Genomic DNA, 16504 nt, shown 5'->3' on the forward strand with positions numbered 1-16504 from the left:
TACAATAGAAATGTAACAGATACTACAATTATACATAGTAAATAACAACCTGAAGCTTCAGTTACAAAAACAACCCTCTCACGCAGCGCCCTGACAGAGCCAATTCCTCTGGCCGTCTTCCAATGAAAGGCGGGCAAATTCAGCGGCTGACAGGCGAATGTACGGGGCGGAAATCCGCGTGCTCTTGCGTGCGGCCCACATTTCCGCTATATGCGCGCTCGCGCCTGCACCCCTGGAGGAGGCGTTTCTGGACCGATCCCGGACATCCGAAGTCTTTCAAAGACCCCACGGTGGATCGCCGGTCCGTTATCATACACTCAAGGAGTTTTGCCATGGCTGCCAGCTATGAGCTGAAGGCATCGGCACGGGACCGGGTGGGCAAGGGGGCCGCACGGACACTGCGTCGAGAAGGCCTTCTACCTGCCGTGATCTACGGCGACAAGAAACCGGCTCTGCCGATTACCATTTCCATGAAGGAAACCACTCTCACCCTGAAAAAGGGCGGTTTTCTGACTCATATCGGTATCGTCGAAGTCGACGGTGAAAAGCACCAGGTCATCGCCAAGGACTTTCAGCTGCACCCTGTGAAAGACACGGTTCTGCATGTTGATTTCCTGCGTGTCGCCAAGGGCGCGACGCTGACCGTCGATCTGCCGGTACACTTCCTCAACGAGGAAGATTGCCCGGGCATCAAGAAGGGTGGCGTTCTGAACATCGTACGTCACACCGTCGAAATGACCGTTCCGGCCGACAACATCCCCGAAGCTCTGGAAATCGATCTGTTGAAGGCTCAGCCGGGCGACAGCTTGCACATTTCCGCCGTCAAGCTTCCCGAAGGCTGCCATCCGACGATCACCGACCGCGATTTTACCATCGCGACGATCGCCGCACCGGCAGGCGTTCAGGAGACCGATGACGAGGCTCCGGAAGAAGCCGAAGAAGAGACAAGCGAATAAGTTCGCGGTCTGCTATAAAAATGCGGGAGGCAGCACGCTGCCTCCTCTCCTCCCCGGAGAACCCTTTTTCAGCAGCCGCTCCGGCTGCTTTTTCGTTTCAAGACGGATCTTGAAAGGCGTGCCATGAAATTGATCGTCGGTCTGGGCAATCCGGGCTCGAAATACGAAGGCAACCGGCACAATATCGGCTTCATGGCTGTCGATGAAATCCATCGCCGCCAATCCGGCTTCCAGCCCTGGCGCATGCGGTTTCAGGGACAGGTGTCCGAAGGCCGCCTCGGCTCGCAGAAGGTGCTTCTGCTCAAGCCAAACACCTACATGAACGAATCCGGCCGCGCTGTTGGAGAAGCCATGCGCTTTTACAAGATGGAACCGGAGGACGTTGTCGTGCTTTACGACGAGCTCGACCTGCCTCCGGCGAAATTCCGCATGAAGACAGGTGGCGGTCATGGCGGCCACAATGGCCTCAGGTCGATCACCGCCCATATCGGCGCCGAGTACCGGCGCCTGCGCCTCGGGATCGGCCATCCGGGCGACAAGAAACTGGTCTCCAATTACGTTCTGGGAGATTTCGCCAAGTCGGACCGGGAGTGGCTGGATCCTTTGCTCGCGGAAATCGCTGACAATGCCGACATGCTGGCCGAGGGGAAGGACAGTCAGTTCGCCAACAAGCTGACCCTCGCTCTGGAGCCGGAAAAAGCCCGGCGCAAACCGAAAGCCGCAGCGGAAGAGGACGCACCGAAACCCGCAAAGCCCAAGGGCCAGAGCCACATCCGTCAGGCACGCCAGCCAAAGCCGGTCAGTCCCCCCAAATCTGGACCCATGGCCGACATGCTCAAGAGGCTGCTGGGCGGCGACAAGACCTGATGAAAGCTGCGATCCGGGCGGCTTCCTGCGCGGTAGCCCGTCCAAACCCTTGACCTCCCCGATGCGCTCGGGCATGTAGCGCTGCAACAGTTTCAAGACACGAACCGAAAGCGACCTCCCATGGGTTTCCAGTGCGGCATCGTCGGACTGCCGAATGTCGGCAAGTCCACGCTCTTCAATGCGCTCACCAAGACCGCAGCGGCCCAGGCTGCCAACTACCCGTTCTGCACCATCGAACCGAATACCGGCGAAGTCGCCGTTCCGGACCCGCGCCTGTATGCGATCCGCAAGGTTGCCGGTTCCAAGGAGGTCATCCCCACCCGTATCACCTTCGTGGACATTGCCGGTCTGGTGCGCGGCGCCTCGAAGGGCGAGGGTCTGGGCAACCAGTTCCTGGCCAACATTCGCGAGGTCGATGCCATCGCGCATGTGCTGCGCTGCTTCGAGGATGACGACATTACCCATGTCGAAGGCGCGATCGACCCGCTGGCCGATGCGGAAACGGTGGAAACCGAGCTGATGGTCTCCGACATGGAGAGCCTCGAGCGCCGCATCGCCCCGCTGAAGAAAAAGGCGAGCAGTGGCGACAAGGAAGCCAAGGTGCTGCTGCCGATCATGGAGGGCGCCCTCGCCCTTCTGCAGGACGGCAAGCCGGCGCGCCTGCTGCAGGTGGCCGACGCGGAAGAAGCACGGCTGCTGGACGGCCTCAACCTCCTGACGTCCAAACCCGTTCTGTATGTCTGCAACGTCGACGAAGCTTCCGCTGGGACCGGCAACGCGCTTTCCGAGAAAGTTGCCGCCAGAGCGAAGGAAGAAGGCGCTGCCTGCGTCGTGATCTCCGCCGCCATCGAAGCGGAAATCTCGCAGCTCGACGCTGCCGAACAGGAAGAGTTCCTGGAGACCATCGGTCTTGAAGAACCCGGGCTCGACCGGCTGATCCGCGCCGGCTACGACCTGCTCGGCCTGATCACCTATTTTACCGCCGGCCCGAAGGAAACCCGCGCCTGGACCATAACCAATGGCACCAAGGCACCGGGAGCGGCAGGCGTGATCCACACGGATTTCGAGCGCGGCTTCATCCGGGCGCAGACCATTGCCTATGACGACTACGTGTCGCTTGGCGGCGAAACCGCGGCCAAGGAAGCCGGCAAGGCGCGCGACGAAGGCAAGGAATACGTCGTCAAGGACGGCGACATCCTGCTCTTCAAGTTCAATACCTGAACCAGACAAAGCCGGCGCGCCACAACTTCGACCGGTGGTAGCGTGCACGGTGCCGGCTTCCCGCAAGCCGGCCCGACCACAAGGCTGTGCGAAACGGATGGTAAAGAGTTACCACCTACATTCTCTCCGAGCAGAACGAAGGTCTTGGGGGGAATGACATGGCGGCGGGCAATTCGAACACCAGAAAGATCGTTGCCGGCACAGTAGGCAACACGCTCGAATGGTACGACTTTGCCGTTTACGGATATCTTGCCCCGATCCTCGCCCAGCAGTTCTTTCCAAACAGCAATCCGACAGTAAGCCTTATCAGCACATTCGGCGTTTTCGCCGCCGGGTTTCTCATGCGCCCCATCGGCAGCCTGCTGCTGGGTCACATCGCTGACAAGGCGGGGCGCAGCCGCGCTCTGCTGTTGTCCGTCGCCCTGATGGCCATACCGACCACCCTGATCGCGTTTCTTCCCACTTACGAGACCATCGGCATCGGCGCACCGATCGCACTCACCCTCCTCAGGCTTCTGCAGGGACTGTCCGTCGGAGGGGAATATACCGGCTCATCCGTCTATCTTTACGAAATCGCGCCGAAGAAACGGCGGAGCTTCGTCGTTTCATGGGCACTCGTGGGCGCGGTCTTCGGGATACTTCTGGGATCGGGTGTCGCGGCACTGGCGACAGGCCTACTACCGGCGGACGCGTTGGGAACCTGGGGCTGGCGCATTCCCTTTGCCTTCGGCCTCCTGGTCGGTCTGACGGGTTTCATGATCCGCAGCCGCAGCAATCTTGACGAGACGGACCTGCCGCCCTCGCCGCACGATCCGGTCAGCGTGCCGGTCCGTGAAGTCATGCGCAATCACACCCCGGCTCTCCTAAGGACCATCGCCTGCAACGTCCTCAACGGCGTTGGCTTCTATCTGACCTTCGTCTTTCTTACGTCTTACCTGGTCGACTACAGCAAGCTGACGGAGAGCCGCGCACTTACGATCAACACCGGCGTCATGGTCGTTTTCATGCTGATACTGCCCTGCGTCGGCTATCTCGCGGACCGCACAAACCGAAGAGCCTTGATGCTGATCGGTTCCGGCGGCGTGGCGCTGCTGGCCTGGCCGATGTTCTGGCTGCTACATCATCCTGACACGGTCATGGTGGTTGCCGGGCAGCTCGGGCTGACCATCATTCTGGCCTTCTTTTTTGCCCCGCTGATGACCGCAATGATCGCCCAGTTCCCCAGGTCGATCCGGGTGACCGGCTATTCGCTTGGATACAACATTCCTCTCGCTATCTTCGGAGGCACCGCGCCCCTGGTCGCGACTTACCTGATAGACAAGACCCATCTTCAGCTCGCACCCGCCTTTTATCTTCTTGCGGCTGGCGTTCTGACCTTTCTTGTCGTCTTGTTCATGCCGGACACGGAAAACCTGGAAGACGGCTGAACTTGCAAGAGGAGTGACCGGGCAGACTGTTGCCTAGCCGGATCGCGGAGCACCGTTCGATGAGGAAAATCCTGCTGACCGGTTTCGAGCCCTGCGACAAAGCACGGCCAATCCGGCCGCCATCTTTCCCTGACATGACGATCGTATCCGCGCCTGGCATTTAAGCCCAGGTCACCTGTTCATCAGGCATCGCCGTCCCGATATCGGGACGGCTACAGATCTGACATTACGAGAGCTTAAAACCGGCCCTCGTTTACAGGTCACGGCTCAGCGGCTTGCCGCGTAGTAGGACACCCGCCGCTCCAGATAGGCGAGGACTTCCGAGACCGAGAACGCCAGGGCGAAGAGCACGATTAGCACCGCCCAGAAATGCGCCATCAGGAAGTTATTGGCATAGAGCTCGAACAGCGCGCCGAAGCCGACGATCGAGATCAGCAACTGTCCGATGATCACCCCCTTGACCGCCCGGATCACGCCGATACGCACGCCGCCGAGGATTTCAGGCAACGCGGCCCAGAAATAGATCTTGTAGAAGGCCTGGAACGGATTGGCGCCGTAACTGCGCGCCATCTCCACCAGCGACCGGTTGATCTGCAGCACCCCTGCCCGCGCATTCAGGATGATGATCCAGATGGCAAAGAGCGTCGTCGTGATGATGATCGATTTCATGCCGAACCCGAACAGCACCATCAGCACCGGCACAAGGGCCGTCAGCGGTGCACTCAGGAACATGTTCACCCAGGGCAGCAGCAACTCGTCGATGAGCCGGCTCTTGCCCATCAGGATGCCGACCGGAATTCCGATCAACACGGCGGCCGAGACCCCCGCTGCAAACGCCTGCGCCGTCTCCGACAGCGCTTTCAGGAACGGCGCCGTGCCGATCACGGCGGTCAGCGTTACCAGAACCTCCGACAACGGCGGCACGAAAAATGTCAGATCCAGTTGGCCGACGATTTCCCAGACGAGGGCCCAGAGGAGCAGCGACGACATGGCGGGAAGACGGTATCCGAAGAGTGTCATTGGCCCCTCCTATTCCACGTAGCTGCGCAGGGAAGCCCAGATGCTGTCGACGATATCCAGGTATTCCGGGTCGCGGCGGATATTGTCGACATTCTTGTGCCTCAGGTCGGTCGGGCGGATGATTTCCGATACCCGGCTCGGGCGCGGCAGCAGGATCGCGATCTGGTCCGAGACATAGACCGCTTCCTCGATCGAGTGGGTGACGAAAATGAAGGTCTTGTTCTCGTGCTGCACGAGGTTGAGCAGATCTTCCTGAAACTTGCGTCTCGTCTGTTCGTCGACCGCCGAAAACGGCTCGTCCATCAGCAGAACGTCCGCATCGACCGACAGGGCCCGTGCAAGGCCGACACGCTGGCGCATGCCGCCGGAAAGCTGGTGCGGATAGCTCTTCTCGAACCCCGCCAGCCCAACTTCGGCGATATACTTCTCGGCAATCGCCTCGCGTTCGGATGTCGCCACACCGCGCAGCTCCAGGCCGAACGCCACGTTGCGCAGGACATTCGCCCAGGGCATCAGCGCGAAATCCTGAAAGACGAAGGCACGATCCGGCCCAGGTCCCTTCACGGGCTTGCCGTTGACTTCGATCTCGCCGGAATTCGGCTTCAGGAGCCCGGCGATGATCTTCAGCAGGGTCGTCTTGCCACAGCCAGACGGTCCGAGCAGGGACGTCAGCTGACCACGCGGGAATTCCAGCGACATATCTCTCAGCGCCTCGACCTCACCGTAAGTCTTGGAGACCCCACGGACAACGACGGCATTGTCTGATTGCGGCATGTCTGGCACGTTCACGGCTTCTTTAATCTGAGGCATAACCACGGACATTTCCTTCAAAGAGATACACTTCGAGCCGCTCCAGGAAGTTCAGGAACAGGACGGCGAGAAGGATGATGGAGAAGATCGCCGCATACATTGCGGGGTAATCCGCGATCGAACGGCTGTAGGTGATGATGTCGCCGACGCCGGTCGGCGTGATTTTCAATTCGGCGAGAATGGCGCCGATGAAGCCGGCGGAAACACCGAGTCTGAGACCGCTGAAGATCACGGGCGAAGCGGCGGGTATGATGATCCTGAGCATGATCTTCGTATCGGAGGCCATGAAGGACTTGCCCATCTCCTTCAACGAGGCGGGTGTGTTGCGCACCGCGCTGGCCGTATTGAGCACGATGACCGGCATCGCCATGATGCAGACCACAAACACCTTTGAGGTCAGCCCGATTCCGTAGGCCATGACGAGCAACGGGATGAGCGCCGCCAGGGGAGCTGCCTGCATGACGATAAAGATCGGTGAAAACAGCCAGTCGAACCTGGCACTCAACCCGATCCACAATCCCAGGCCGATCCCCAGAAAGGCGGAGATGCCGACGCCGACCACCAGAGGGCGGAGCGTTTCGATATAGGCGGTGAGCAGCGTGCCGTCACCGGCCATGCGGAAAAGCGCCGCCATGGATTCGAAGAAGGTAGGAAAGGCATAACTGACCGGGATCATTCCCGCGATCTGCCAGGCCCCGAAAAGCACTACGGCGGATATGATCTTGAGCCAGAGGGAACGGCGCGTCATAAGCCACATTCCTGATTTCGCTGGATTGGAAAGGTGGCCGCCGGACAGGCCGGCGGCCGTGCAGGCAGCTTATTTCGCCGCGTTTTTAAGCGGCTCGAGGTACCAGAAGTCCTCCACGTTCAACGATGAGAGATCTCCCTCAAGCTGACCGGCCCGCGAATACCAGTCGAAATCCGCCTGGGCAGCTTTCGCTCCGCCGCCATTCGGGTCGTAAAGACCACCCTCGACAGCCGCCGTGTAGAACTCGTCCAGATTGCCGAGGATCTCCGGCGGAAGCTGGCCGATCGGCCCGTTCGGATCGGTTTCCCTTGAAATGATCGTCGGGTCCTTGGCCATGTCCTGCCAGACGCTGAGCAGGGCGTTGACGAAGATATCGACGTCGGCCTCGTTGTTCTTGATCCAGTCCAGATTGGCGAAAAGCGCCTCGTCGCTGGCTTCGACTTCGAACATCGGCAGGACGTTGAACTTTTCTCCGGCGATTTTCATGACCTTGTTCTTGTTGGACAGGTCGATGATGGTGGCATCGGTCTGGCCGGCCATGAGCGCGGCAACACGGTTTGACGAGCCGGGCACATAGGACCGGTCACCGAACTTGATGCCGACCTTGTCCTCGATCACATTGGCGATGGAGTCCGTACCGCCGCCGCGCGAATGCAGCATGATCGGCTCGCCGTCCAGGTCTTCCAGCTTTTCATATTTCTTGGACGTGACCGGGAAGAACTTCAGCTTCGACAGCTGAAACACGATCCGGATCGGTGCCTTGGACCGCTGCATGGCGGCATAGGGCGTACCGAAACCGATGTCCATCTGGCCGCTCAACACCGCCTGAATGGCCAGTTCCTCGTCAGAGAAAGCGGTCCACTCGTAATCGAGGCCGTTGGCTTTCGCCCGGTCGAGGGCGACAAAGAAGGCAGCAAGCTCGTCCGAAGGGGTTTCGGCCAGCGCGATCTTGATCTTGCCGGCAGCCTCGGCCGGGCTCGCCAGCAGGGCCACGGCAAGCGGAATGGCCGCTGCAGCCGCACCCAGTTTGCGCAAGAAAGTTTTCATGGTTCTCCTCCCGAATGTGGACCTCTCGGGTCCGATTGTTTCGTGCGGGCCACCGGCTTCTCTGGCTCGGTCAGGCCGCCCGAAAAAACTTGTCGTCACATTTCCCCGAACAGACGCGCGGAGACGGAGCTGATGTGCTGCCACATGGCATCGTGCGCGGCCTTGGGGTCGCGCGCTTCGATTGCCGCGCAGAGCCGGTCGTGCTCCAGGAAACTTGTATGGTTCTCAGGCGGCCGCGTGGTCTCGCGGATGACCGTGTTGACCGCCACCGCCCGGCGAACCTTGTTGAGCTGATCGAACAGGGTCAGCAGCAGGATATTGTCCGTGGCTTCCGCGATCGCGTAGTGAAACAGATCGTCCTGGGTCTCGTATTCTTCCCAGCTCGACGCCGCCCTGGCCCGGTCCTTGATCTGGATGATCTTCTTGACGGCCTGCCTGGAGGCATTGATCGCCGCCTCCCGGGCGATTACCGCCTCGATGCATTGCCGGGCGCGCATCATCTTGACCGGTGTAATCTGGTGGCCGATGTCCGACAGTAGTCCGATGTCTACCCCGTCGTCCTGTCCGGCGATGAACGTTCCCTTGCCGACATGGCGCCAGATAACGCCTTCATGCTCAAGAGTATCCAGCGCCTTTCGCAGGTTGCTCCGCGTCATGCCCAGCTGGCCGATAAGCTCGCGCTCGGCCGGCAGCCTGTCTCCGGGAGCAAAGCTGTGCTCAGCGATAAAATCCTTGAGGAGCCTCACCGCTTCACTGCGGGATGCCGTTTCCGGACGGGTTAGCACCAGCCATATTCCTTCGTTCACGATCTGCGGCCAATCAGCAAATTGATCAACCAATTTAAGGATCAATCCCATGATTAATCCCCAATCATTGCTACTTTGCAAGAAGAAATCGAAATAAAAGAAATTGGTTGTGATTGATCTCAAAATCGGTAAGGGTTCGTCTCAATGCAGAACCAGAACAAGCAGAGGTGTTGAATGTCTGAGTTTGTGATCGAGCCGCCACAGGCCGCTACCTTGCCCGTCAAGGGAACCGACAGCCGGTTTCCGGTTCGAAGAGTTTATTGCATCGGCCGGAACTACGCGGCGCATGCGGTCGAAATGGGACACGACCCGGACAAGGAACCGCCCTTCTTTTTTCAGAAGAACCCAGACAACCTCGTTGTCTCGAACGAGTTTCCCTACCCGGTCCAGACGGAAGACGTCCATTTCGAGGCCGAACTGGCCGTCGCGCTCAAATCGGGTGGCACCAACATCAAGATCGATGACGCGCTTGATCATGTCTACGGCTACGCCACCTCGCTCGACATGACCCGCCGCGATCTTCAGGGCGTGGCCAAGAAAATGGGCCGTCCCTGGGAAATCGGTAAGGCTTTCGAGAAATCCGCTCCGATCACTCCCCTGATTCCCGTCGCCGAATGCGGCCACAAGGACGCCGGCTCGATCAGGCTTACCCAGAATGGCGAGGTCAAACAGGATGGCGACCTCAACCAGATGATCTGGAAAGTCCCGGAAATGATTTCCTATCTCTCGAATTATTTCGAACTGGCCGCCGGAGATGTCATTCTGACCGGGACACCCGCAGGGGTCGGCCCGGTTGAGCGCGGCGATGTGCTGGAAGTCACGATCGCGGATCTGCCCAAGCTTTCCGTCAAGGTGGTCTAGAACCAAAGCCTCCTATCCGGCCCTGCCGGAGACGAAACGAGACGAAACGAAAACCCCGCTGGTTTCCCGGCGGGGTTTTTGCGTTGTCACATCCGGCCGGGAACCGGATGACGGCAACAGCGTTTGCCGGATCAGAACACCTGCATCTATGCTCAACGAACCGCGGCTGACCCGCCGCTTGTGACCCGCAGCCTTTCGCGTTCGCATGTCTCTTGCCCAACCGCTGTTTCAAGACCTGGGGAGCGACCCTCAACGATGACTGGCCTTGGGAATAAACTTCGGTCATGGTCTGCTGAACCCGTGCCAGGTCCGTTTCCGGCACTTTCCAACGGAGCCTCTCGTCCGTGACATTCGACCAGATTGCCCTTTTCGTCCTGTTCGGCGTCGTCTTTGCCATGCTGATCTGGGGCCGGATCCGCTTCGATCTCATCGCCTTCGCCGCCCTGATCGCCGGTGCGTTTCTCGGCCTCGTCCCCTCGGACCGCATCTTCTCGGGCTTCGGACATCCGGCGGTTGTCATCATCGCCCTTGTGCTGATCGTCTCAAGAGGCTTGATGAATTCGGGCGCCGTTGAAATGATCGCCGGGCGCCTTCTGTCGGCCTCGCGAGGACTGTCCGGACATATCGGCCTGATGGCCGTCTTCGGCGCAGCTCTTTCAGGCGTCATCAACAATGTCGCCGCGCTCGCCCTGCTCATGCCGCTGGATCTGGAGGCAGCGAAAAAAGCCGGCCGCTCCGCGGGCCTTTCACTCATGCCATTGTCCTTTGCCACGATCCTCGGCGGCATGATCACCCTGATCGGCACACCGCCCAATATCGTCATCGCACAATACCGGGCGGATGCACTCGGCGCTCCCTTTTCCATGTTCGACTTCGCCCCTGTGGGTCTGGCCGTTGCCATCAGCGGTATCGCCTTCGTCACTCTTGCGGGCTGGCGCCTGCTGCCGAAACGCTTTCGCGCGGAGGAAAAACAGGCGGACTTTGCAGAAAGCCTCTACGTGGCAGAACTGAAGGTCAGCACGGATTCGGAGGAAAAGTCCCTCACCGTCGGCGATCTCTATCCTGCCGCGGACGAGAAGGATGTCGCCATAATCGGCCTTATCCGCAACGGACGCCGGATCAAAGGTTTCGCGCGCCGCGAACCGGTCAAGGATGGCGACTTCCTGATGGTCGAGGGTGACCCGAAAGCCATCGAAAGCTTCATGGGAGCGGCCAAACTCGGCTTCGCCGGATCGGAACGGCACAAGGGCGGCCTCGCCGGCGACGCCCTGTCGCTCATCGAGGCCATTGTTCCGGACAATGCCCGCGTCACCAACAGCTCGGCGCTCAACATGCGGCTTTTGAACAATCACAGCGTCACCCTGCTCGGCATTTCCCGCCAGGGACGGCGCATTCAAAAGCGCGTTCGCCACGAGCCGATCCGTCCGGGCGACGTCCTCCTGATGCTGGGAAGACCGGACCGGCTGGAAGAGGCCTGCACCTGGCTCGGCGTTCTGCCACTGGAAGGCCGCCAGACCGGCATGATCCAGCGCAACAAGACCTGGCTGGCGATTGCCGGCTTCGTGGCCGCCATAACTGCTGCGGTGGCCGGGATCGCCTATCTGCCCGTCGCGCTTGCCGCCTGTGTGGTTCTCTACGCGGCAACCGGCCTTGTCAGCGGCTCGGAAGTCTATAATGCGGTGGAGTGGAAGGTGATTGTTCTGCTCGGTTCGCTCATACCGCTCGGCGAAGCCTTCGAACAGGCGGGAAATGCGCAGCTCCTCGCCGACGGCATCGTCGCGGCGACCGCCGGTGCCCCCGCCTGGATCACTCTGGCAGTCCTCATGGCGGTCACGATGACGCTTTCGGATTTCCTAAACAATGTCGCCACCTGTCTGATCGCCGCACCGATTTCCGTTCAGATCGCCACGACGCTCGATGTGAACTCGGACTCCTTCCTGATGGGCGTCGCTGTGGCCGCTTCATGCGCTTTCCTGACGCCCATCGGCCACAAGAACAACACCATCATCATGGGACCTGGAGGCTATCGGTTCGGCGACTACTGGCGCATCGGCCTGCCACTGGAAATTCTCGTCCTGGCGGTCGCCATACCTGCAATCCTGATTTTCTGGCCGCTCTGAATGGTGTCGCGTTAACGGCAGCAACAAACCCGGCGGCCCTGTCCCGGACGTCATCCGGGCCTGTAACGAGACCCCGGCTCAAGGCCGGGGATGCAACCGTCAAGCCAGACCCGGATTTTGTAACAATGGCCGCAACGGCAAATACGGTCCGGGATCACCTGAAAAGGTGATTTACCTCAGAAGATAAAATCAACCGCTGGCATCGCTACGCTTTTTCAGCATGATGGGCGCAAATCAATCAATTCGGGAGGGACATAGAGATGGGCGCACACAAACGGATCCTGTTCACCGGCGGCACCGGCAAGGCCGGCAAGCACGTCGTTCCCTATCTGCTGGACCGCGGCCACCGGGTGGTCAATGTCGACCTGAAACCGCTCGACCATCCCGGTGTCGACAATCTCACCGCCGACATCACCCAGTCGGGCGAGATGTTCAACGTCATGACGAGCTACGCCAATTTCGACGAGCTGGAGCCCGGCAACGGCGTTCCGTCCTTCGATGCCGTCGTGCATTTCGCCGCCATTCCGCGCATCCTGATCCATCCGGACAACAAGACCTTCGCGGTCAATGCCGTCGGCACCTACAACGTCATCGAAGCGGCGGTGAAGCTTGGAATCCGCAAGATCATCATCGCCTCGTCGGAGACCACTTACGGCGTCTGTTTCGCGGACGGCGTGGCAGATCCCAAGGTTCTACCGGTGGAAGAGGATTACGATGTCGACCCCATGGACAGCTACGGACTCTCCAAGGTCGTCAACGAACAGACCGCACGCGCCTTCCAGCGGCGCTCCGGCTTCGACATCTACGCCCTCAGGATCGGCAACGTCATCGAGCCGCACGAATACGACCGCTTCCCGGACTTTTTCAGGAACCCGGCGCAGCGGCGGCGCAACATCTTCTGTTACATCGACGCTCGCGATCTCGGTCAGATCGTCGATCTGTGCCTGGAAAAGGACGGCCTCGGCTATCAGGTCTTCAATGCCGGCAACGACACCAATTCGGTTGATATTCCCAACACGGAAATCCTGAAACGCTTCTTTCCGAATGTCCCGCTCGGTCGGGAGCTCGGCGAGCACGAAGCACTGTTTTCCAACCGCAAGATCCGCGAAGTGCTGGGTTTCCGGGAAAAGCATGACTGGCGTAAATACGTGAAGACCTGAAGCCAGTGCCCTATCGCCGCCTGAACGTTGAATTTCACGAGCCCGAACACCGATGAGCGACCTAATTCATTTTGAAGATTTCGAACCGGGGCAGGAGTTTGACCTCGGCTCGGTGACCGTGAGCCGGGAAGAGATCATCGAGTTCGCGAGTGAATTCGATCCGCAGCCCTTTCACGTGGACGAGGAAGCCGGCAAGGCCTCCCTGCTGGGCGGACTGGCGGCTTCCGGCTGGCATACCGGCAGCCTGGTCATGGGCCTCTTGGCCAGAGGACTGCTCAACAAGAGTACGTGCCAGGGGTCTCCCGGCATCAGCAGCCTCAAGTGGATGCGCCCGGTTTTCCCCGGCGACACGCTCGCAGCCAGAGTTGAAGTCCTGCAAACCAAGAGCCTGCGCTCCAGGCAGGACCTTGGCCTTGTGACCATCCGGCTGACGACCGTCAATCAGGCCGGAGCAGATGTCATCCGCTGGGAGAACCCCATCCTGTTCGCCAGAAGGGACCAGCAGGCATGACCGCATTTTTCGAAGACATCGCGGTCGGCGAAACGCTGGACCTTGGCACGTATACCTTCACAGGTGATGAGATCGTCCGGTTCGCCCGCAAGTTCGACCCCCAGCCCTTCCACCTGAGCGAAGAAGCCGCAGCCGAAACCCACTTCGGTCACCTGTGCGCCTCCGGCTGGCACACGGCATCCGTATTCATGAAGCTGTTCGTCGCCACGCACCAGGCGCTTCACCGCAAGGCACTTGAAGAAGGGCGGACACCGGCAAAGCTCGGCCCCTCCCCCGGCTTTGAGGATCTCAAGTGGATCAAGCCGGTTTTTGCCGGCGATACCCTGCGCTACAGCCGGGTCGTGACCGGCAAGACGGAAAGCCGCAGTCGGCCCGAATGGGGCCTGATCCATTCCGACATGCTGGCGCATAATCAGGACGGCAATCTGGTGTTTTCCTTCAAGGGAACCGTCTTTGTGGAGCGGCGCAGGAACTGAGTGCCAGATAGATGAAATCAGGTGGGCTTGCGGCCATGCACGAGCATGGTCATGCCGGGGATCATCACTTCCGTTTTGACCTCGTCAAATCCCGCCGCTTCCATCAGCCCCGCCACATAATCGCTGGTAATGGATCGGGCTTCCGGATTGAAAGCGGTATGCTGAAGCTGCCAGAGGGCGGCCAGTTTCGGACCTTCCCGGTTCTCGTCGACCATGAAGTCATGCACCATGAAGCGCCCGCCGGGTGTGAGCACCTCGCCGGCCTTGCGCACCAGGCCTGGGATAGACGTTCCCGGAACACCGGAAAAAAGATAGGACATCAGAACCGCGTCCGCGCTTTCCGGCCACGTGTCCTTGAGCGCATTGCCGGGACGGTAGGAGATCCGGTCCGAAAGCCCCTCCTCCCTAATAAATTCCTCGCCAACACCGGCCACATTCGGAAAATCCAGAATGGTCGACGTCAGTTGCGGATAGGCCTTGCACAGCGAAATCGAAAACGCGCCTGTCCCCCCGCCGACGTCCAGAAGCGTTTTGACTGCGGACAGATCCACCATCTTCGCAAGCCCGCGCCCCGGTCCGAGTGAACCGGCATGCTGGGAGCGTGAATAGAGCCGCGCTTCTTCCGGATCGCTGAACCAGTCCTCGTAGGACGCAACCTGATCCTTGTCGAGACTGTCGGTTAGCGCATCGTTGAGCTGAGTCATGAACGGATACATCTGCCTGTCGATCTGAAAGCGCAGATAATCGCCGAAGTCATATTTGCGCCCTTTCACAAGAAAGGCTTCGGCCGCCAGAGAATTGGTGAAACCGTCCCCCTCCCGGCGCACCAGTCCGAGGCTTGTCAGGGCTGTCAGCAAAGTCGTTGCACGGTCAAGATCAAGAAGACTTTTCTCTGCGACTTCTTCCGGAGTTAAAGTCGTCTCGGAAAGAATTGAAAACAACCCCACGTGCAGAGCAGAAAAAAGTGCTTTTGACCCCATGAACCCGAAAGCAATTTCCGAGATATCTTCGGCTGATTCGAGCGACTTGACTTGAGACATAAAAATCCTTCCTCAGAAATCCTGAGCAAAATTGAGACGGGTCACCCCCGAGCGAGGGCGATAATTGTGGGATATGGCAATTATAACTATTGTGCGCTGCAGTGCAACTTGGCACGCGGATACAGGTGCTCACTGCGGAAAAATGCCGCCGGCGCTGAATTCTTGAAGGGTAACCCGGATTAAAGAGCCCGGGCGAACAGCACTTCGTCGCGGATTTCGATACCGTAGTCACCGCGCAGGGGAATGGCGGGCTTCAGTTTCCGCTCCTCGTCGATAACCCCCTGGCCGATCCGTTCCAGGCGGAAACCGCGCCGCTGGTAGAAGCGGAAGGCATCCAGATTGTCGTTGGATGTGCGCACGGTCAGCCGCGGGACGTTTTTCGACCGTGCCTCGCTGATCACCGCATCGAGCAGCTGACTTCCCACGCCGCCCCAGCGGTTGATCGAATCCAGCGTCAGGATTTCCCACTCGCCCTCGCGCTTGACCAGCGTGACGAGGCCGACAAGCTCATTGCCGTCATATGCGACATACCCGGGCAGGCGCGAGGCATCGAGCATCTCGTTATCGAGCATGATGTCCGGCGCGGTCCAGCGGTCCGTGAGCAGCTTGTGCACGTCCGCATGGTCTCTGTCTTCGGTATGTCGAATGATCACAGGCATTAATCGCTCCCAGATCAACCTGCTGTCTTGCGGCAATACACGACAGCAATGAAGTTGACCGCTGTTGAAACATCAGACGGGCAAGTCCGGGTTCGTCCGAACCCGGGATGCTCTAACGCCGGAATAACCGCGTCTCCAAAGGACTGCGCGCTTGCCACTGCGCGCGCTCCAGTTCCGGATCGATATGTTCTTCTTCCGGAAAACCGACGCATAGATAAGCCACGAGCCGCCAACCGACGTCAACCTTGAGGATTTTCCCGACGGCGTTCGGGTCGAGGATCGACACCCAGCCGACACCGACGCCTTCCGCCCGCGCCGCCAGCCAGAAGGTGTGGATCATGCTGACCGTGGAATAGGCGAGTGTCTCCGGCATGGTGGCCCGCCCGAGGCCATGTCCCTGTGCCGGTTCGCCGTCGCAGAAGACCGCCAGATGGACGGGCGCTTCCTTCAGGCCAGCAAGCTTCAGCTGTCGGTAGCGCTGCGCCGCGTCCTCGTCGTACCGGCGCGCGGCCGCTTCGTTTTCAGTCTCGAAGGTCGCAACGATACTTGCGCGTTTCTCCGGGCTGTCGACGATCACGATCCGCCAGGGCTGGCTGTTGCCGACGGACGGCGCCAGATCGGCCAGAGCAAGAAGATGGTCGAGCACGCCCTCGGGAAGAGGATCGGTCCGGAAGCGGCGCACGTCGCGGCGCCATTTCAGCAGAGTTTCGAAGTCCCGCTGAAACGCCTGCGAAAACTCCGGTTTGCCACCCCCTGTGCCGGTTCCTCCCTGCAT

17 protein-coding genes are annotated in these 16504 nt (G+C 59.8%); 9 read left to right on the forward strand and 8 right to left on the reverse strand.

Annotation, left to right across the window (positions count from 1 at the left end; all coding sequences use genetic code 11):
- Positions 1-332: 332 nt before the first annotated feature.
- The 4 genes from Q1B40_RS13365 (at position 333) to Q1B40_RS13380 (ending at position 4471) form a co-directional block, all read left to right on the forward strand.
- Complete coding sequence (locus Q1B40_RS13365) at positions 333-956, forward strand: 50S ribosomal protein L25/general stress protein Ctc (RefSeq protein WP_299815283.1); 624 nt, start codon at positions 333-335, stop codon at positions 954-956.
- A gap of 123 nt (positions 957-1079) precedes the next feature.
- A complete protein-coding gene (pth, locus tag Q1B40_RS13370; RefSeq protein ID WP_299815286.1) occupies positions 1080-1823 on the forward strand; it encodes an aminoacyl-tRNA hydrolase in 744 nt (247 codons plus the stop codon).
- 120 nt (positions 1824-1943) lie between these two features.
- Positions 1944-3044, forward strand: a complete 1101-nt coding sequence (ychF, locus tag Q1B40_RS13375) for a redox-regulated ATPase YchF (RefSeq protein ID WP_299815289.1) — start codon at positions 1944-1946, stop codon at positions 3042-3044.
- Between the two features lie 158 nt (positions 3045-3202).
- Positions 3203-4471, forward strand: coding sequence for an MFS transporter (locus Q1B40_RS13380; protein ID WP_299815292.1), 1269 nt, complete (start codon positions 3203-3205; stop codon positions 4469-4471).
- Positions 4472-4738: 267 nt separating this feature from the next.
- On the opposite strand, the gene Q1B40_RS13385 is transcribed toward Q1B40_RS13380, so the two are convergent.
- From Q1B40_RS13385 to Q1B40_RS13405, 5 genes are all read right to left on the reverse strand, one after another.
- Positions 4739-5491 (reverse strand): ABC transporter permease, encoded by a 753-nt coding sequence (locus tag Q1B40_RS13385; RefSeq protein WP_299815295.1) that lies wholly within the window; start codon positions 5489-5491, stop codon positions 4739-4741.
- Positions 5492-5500: 9 nt separating this feature from the next.
- On the reverse strand, positions 5501-6301 hold the full coding sequence (locus tag Q1B40_RS13390; protein ID WP_299815298.1) for an ABC transporter ATP-binding protein: 801 nt from the start codon (positions 6299-6301) through the stop codon (positions 5501-5503).
- On the reverse strand, positions 6288-7049 hold the full coding sequence (locus Q1B40_RS13395) for an ABC transporter permease (protein ID WP_299815301.1): 762 nt from the start codon (positions 7047-7049) through the stop codon (positions 6288-6290). Before Q1B40_RS13395 ends, Q1B40_RS13390 begins: the two co-directional genes overlap by 14 nt.
- Before the next feature lie 69 nt (positions 7050-7118).
- Positions 7119-8096, reverse strand: coding sequence for an ABC transporter substrate-binding protein (locus Q1B40_RS13400; RefSeq protein ID WP_299815304.1), 978 nt, complete (start codon positions 8094-8096; stop codon positions 7119-7121).
- Positions 8097-8191: 95 nt separating this feature from the next.
- On the reverse strand, positions 8192-8902 hold the full coding sequence (locus tag Q1B40_RS13405) for a FadR/GntR family transcriptional regulator (protein WP_299815307.1): 711 nt from the start codon (positions 8900-8902) through the stop codon (positions 8192-8194).
- Positions 8903-9076: 174 nt separating this feature from the next.
- Between Q1B40_RS13405 and Q1B40_RS13410 the strand changes: the two genes are divergently transcribed.
- From Q1B40_RS13410 to Q1B40_RS13430, 5 genes are all read left to right on the forward strand, one after another.
- Positions 9077-9763, forward strand: coding sequence for a fumarylacetoacetate hydrolase family protein (locus Q1B40_RS13410; protein WP_299815309.1), 687 nt, complete (start codon positions 9077-9079; stop codon positions 9761-9763).
- A 344-nt stretch (positions 9764-10107) separates the two neighbouring features.
- The gene (locus Q1B40_RS13415) at positions 10108-11883 is read left to right on the forward strand and encodes an SLC13 family permease (RefSeq protein ID WP_299815312.1); all 1776 of its coding nucleotides are present in this window, start codon (positions 10108-10110) and stop codon (positions 11881-11883) included.
- A 260-nt stretch (positions 11884-12143) separates the two neighbouring features.
- Complete coding sequence (locus Q1B40_RS13420; RefSeq protein WP_299815315.1) at positions 12144-13043, forward strand: NAD(P)-dependent oxidoreductase; 900 nt, start codon at positions 12144-12146, stop codon at positions 13041-13043.
- A 52-nt stretch (positions 13044-13095) separates the two neighbouring features.
- Complete coding sequence (locus Q1B40_RS13425; RefSeq protein WP_299815318.1) at positions 13096-13554, forward strand: MaoC family dehydratase; 459 nt, start codon at positions 13096-13098, stop codon at positions 13552-13554.
- Positions 13551-14030 (forward strand): MaoC family dehydratase, encoded by a 480-nt coding sequence (locus Q1B40_RS13430; protein ID WP_299815321.1) that lies wholly within the window; start codon positions 13551-13553, stop codon positions 14028-14030. Before Q1B40_RS13425 ends, Q1B40_RS13430 begins: the two co-directional genes overlap by 4 nt.
- A 17-nt stretch (positions 14031-14047) precedes the next feature.
- Here Q1B40_RS13430 and Q1B40_RS13435 read toward each other — a convergent pair whose 3' ends face one another.
- The 3 genes from Q1B40_RS13435 to bluB all read right to left on the reverse strand — a co-directional run bounded on the left by Q1B40_RS13435 (position 14048) and on the right by bluB (position 16504).
- Complete coding sequence (locus Q1B40_RS13435) at positions 14048-15070, reverse strand: methyltransferase (protein WP_299815324.1); 1023 nt, start codon at positions 15068-15070, stop codon at positions 14048-14050.
- 179 nt (positions 15071-15249) lie between these two features.
- Entirely contained in the window at positions 15250-15729 is a 480-nt protein-coding gene (locus Q1B40_RS13440) for a GNAT family N-acetyltransferase (RefSeq protein ID WP_299815327.1), read from the reverse strand.
- Positions 15730-15841: 112 nt separating this feature from the next.
- Positions 15842-16504 (reverse strand): 5,6-dimethylbenzimidazole synthase, encoded by a 663-nt coding sequence (bluB, locus tag Q1B40_RS13445; RefSeq protein ID WP_299815330.1) that lies wholly within the window; start codon positions 16502-16504, stop codon positions 15842-15844.

The organism is uncultured Roseibium sp. (assembly GCF_947496995.1).
Taxonomy (GTDB): Bacteria; Pseudomonadota; Alphaproteobacteria; order Rhizobiales; family Stappiaceae; genus Roseibium.